The organism is Intrasporangium sp. (assembly GCF_035280925.1).
In the GTDB taxonomy this organism is placed as follows: domain Bacteria; phylum Actinomycetota; class Actinomycetes; order Actinomycetales; family Dermatophilaceae; genus Intrasporangium.
Genome location: NZ_DATEEY010000065.1, coordinates 1 through 2,643, shown reverse-complemented (window position 1 = coordinate 2,643; position 2,643 = coordinate 1). Strand labels below are relative to the sequence as shown.

Genomic DNA, 2,643 nt, shown 5'->3' with positions numbered 1-2,643 from the left:
CTGAGGCGTGGCAGCCCGGCCTCGATCCGGGCCTGGACCACGGCCCTCGGTGAGTACGCCAGGATCGCCTTGCCGACCCCTGTCGCGTGCGCCGGGAAGCGGCCACCGGTGCGCGAGCCGACGTGCATCAGGTTGGCACCGAGGATCTCGACGTAGACCACGTCCACGCCGTCGAGCACGGCGAGGTGGATGCGCTGTCGCGTTGCCTCCCTCAGGTCCTCCATGATGGGCAGGGCTGCGTCTGAGAGCGTGCGATTGGTCTGGAGGCGCTCCCCGATCTCGAAGAGTCGCATGCCGAGCCGGTAGGTGCCGTCGTCGAGCCGCTCGAGCATCCGTTCTCGGGTCATCTCGGCGACCATGCGGTGGACCGTCGGCTTGGGCAGGCCGGACCGCCTCGACAGCTCGGCCAGCGAGAGGCTCGCGTCCGCTGCCTCGAACGTCTCCAGGAGCGTGAGCGTGCGGCTGAGGACGCCCGGCCGGGTACCCGGCGTGAGTTCGCTCACTCCATTCCGCCCAGTGGAACGCATTCATTGATTGAACCTCATCAGGACCGGCACTGTCAGTGCGAGCCCACGACGAGAGAGGCCGGTCGATGACGATCGCAGACGACGCCTGGTGCGCCACCACTCCGAGGAAGCGCGCGACCGACACGGACGTGACGCTCGGATCGGGTCTCAAGTCGGTGGGTTCCGCGCTCGACGTCCTCGAGTGCTTCGCGACCGACGGCGAGCTCGGCGTCTCCGACATCGCCCGCCGGCTCGGCGTCGCCAAGTCGACCGCGCACCGGCTGCTCCAGACGCTGGTGTCCCGTGGTTTCGTCGAGCAGGACCACTCCAGCGGCCTCTACCGGCTCGGCATCCACATCTATGAGCTGGGTCAGCTCGCTCAGGCACGCAACGAGCTGCGCCACGCGGCCTTGCCGACGCTCCGAGGGGTGGCCAGGTCGACCGGGCTGACCGTGAACTTCTCAGTCCCCGAGGGCCCCGACGTCGTCTTCGTCGAGCGGCTCGAGAACACCGACGGCGTCCGTATCCTCGGCCACTTCGGTCGCCGGCTGCCGGCCCACTGCACCAGCTCCGGGAAGGTGCTCGCTGCCTTCAACGAGTCGGTCTACCAGGCGCGGGTCGCAGCCGGCTTTCCGCCCCGGCTGAGCAACACCGTGCGAACTGCCGCGGACTGGGAAGCCGTGGTGCAGAAGGCCCGTAGCCAGGGATACGCCGAGTCGCACGGCGAGTCCTTCGACGGCGCCTCGTCGGTCGCCGTGCCCGTGATCGTCCGCAAGGTCGCCATCGCCTCCGTCTCCGTCTTCGGGCCGACCCTGCAGGTCCAGCCCGCGGTGGGCCAGCTCGTGCCACTGCTGACCGCCGCCTCGCGCCGCATCGCCAAGGCTGTCGGGAACTGACGCACCGGGCGTTTCTGCGCACTCGACCATGCCCGGCGGCGGGAGCTCCTGGGGACTCGACGAGGCCTTGGCGCGGGAGTTTCTGGGCACTCGACTGGGGCTGTGCGGCACTTCGGCCACTTTCGATCAGAACCGAGCCCAGCGGCATACGGCCTCCCGATTGACGTGCCACTGCCCCGCTTCGTTCCCGCACGCGGAACGAGGCGCGACCAGACTCTCCCAGGCACCTACCGTGAATCGTGAGGCCAGCGCACTCATGTCGTGCATTCATTCGGCCCGGCTCTCACCGGACCCAGAGCGAAGGAAAAGAGCAGTGGACTCTCCCTCTCGGTCCAAGGCAGCGGAAGCGCTGCTCGCGGCCTACAGCTCACGCGAGCCGATCGACCCACTCACGTCGACGTATGACGACCTCACGCTCGAGGACGCCTACGCCATCCAGCTGCACCAGATCGACACCCTCGTCGGACAAGGTCGGACGATCAAGGGCCACAAGGTCGGGCTGACGTCCGCCGCGATGCAGAAGATGCTCGGCGTGAGCGAGCCCGACTACGGGCACCTCCTCGACGACTTCTTCCACCTCGAGCACGCGCCGATCCCGGTTGAGCGCTTCCTCCAGCCGAGGATCGAGCCCGAGGTCGCGTTCGTGCTGAAGAAGCCGCTGCGCGGTCCGGGCGTGACGGTCCACGAGGCCATCGCCGCGGTGGACTTCGTGCTGCCGGCCCTGGAGGTCGTCGACTCGCGCATCCGGGACTGGAAGATCGGGCTGTTCGACACCATCGCCGACAACGCCTCCTCCGGGGCCGTCGTGCTCGGCTCCACGCCGACCGCGGTCGATGCCGTGGACCTGCGTCTGGCCGGGGCGACCTTCCACCGCAACGGGCAGGTCGTGGGCACCGGTGCCGGCGGCGCGGTCCTCGGGTCCCCGCTCAACTCGCTGGTGTGGCTCGCCAACACGGTCGGCGCCCGCGGCGTCACGCTCGAGGCCGGCCACGTCGTGCTCCCCGGCTCGGTGTGCGCCATGGTGCCCATCGCCGCCGGCGACACCTTCACCGCAACCTTCGCCGGGCTCGGCTCGGTGACCGCCCGCTTCTCGACCACCTCGTCCCCGAGCTCGAACCCCAAGGAGTAGCCAGATGGCGAATGAGACGTCACGGACCAAGGGCACCGCTGCCATCGTCGGCCCCGGCAACATCGGCACGGACCTCATGTTCAAGCTCATGCGTCGCAGCGACGTCATCGAG

3 protein-coding genes are annotated in these 2,643 nt (G+C 69.0%); 2 read left to right on the top strand and 1 reads right to left on the bottom strand.

The features are described 5' to 3' along the window. The coding region (locus VJN29_RS06865; RefSeq protein ID WP_324142875.1) for an IclR family transcriptional regulator at window positions 1-503 on the bottom strand (503 nt) is incomplete at its 3' end. Window positions 504-592: 89 nt separating this feature from the next. Here VJN29_RS06865 and VJN29_RS06860 point away from each other — a divergent pair. Further along, window positions 593-1,402 (top strand): IclR family transcriptional regulator, encoded by an 810-nt coding sequence (locus tag VJN29_RS06860; RefSeq protein ID WP_324142874.1) that lies wholly within the window; start codon window positions 593-595, stop codon window positions 1,400-1,402. A gap of 313 nt (window positions 1,403-1,715) precedes the next feature. Continuing rightward, entirely contained in the window at window positions 1,716-2,531 is an 816-nt protein-coding gene (locus VJN29_RS06855; RefSeq protein WP_324142873.1) for a 2-keto-4-pentenoate hydratase, read from the top strand. The last annotated feature ends 112 nt before the right edge of the window (window positions 2,532-2,643 follow it).

Excerpts from the sequence above, each read along its gene's own strand:
- VJN29_RS06860 (WP_324142874.1), top strand. The coding sequence starts at position 593 with ATGACGATCGCAGACGACGCCTGGTGCGCCACCACTCCGAGGAAGCGC.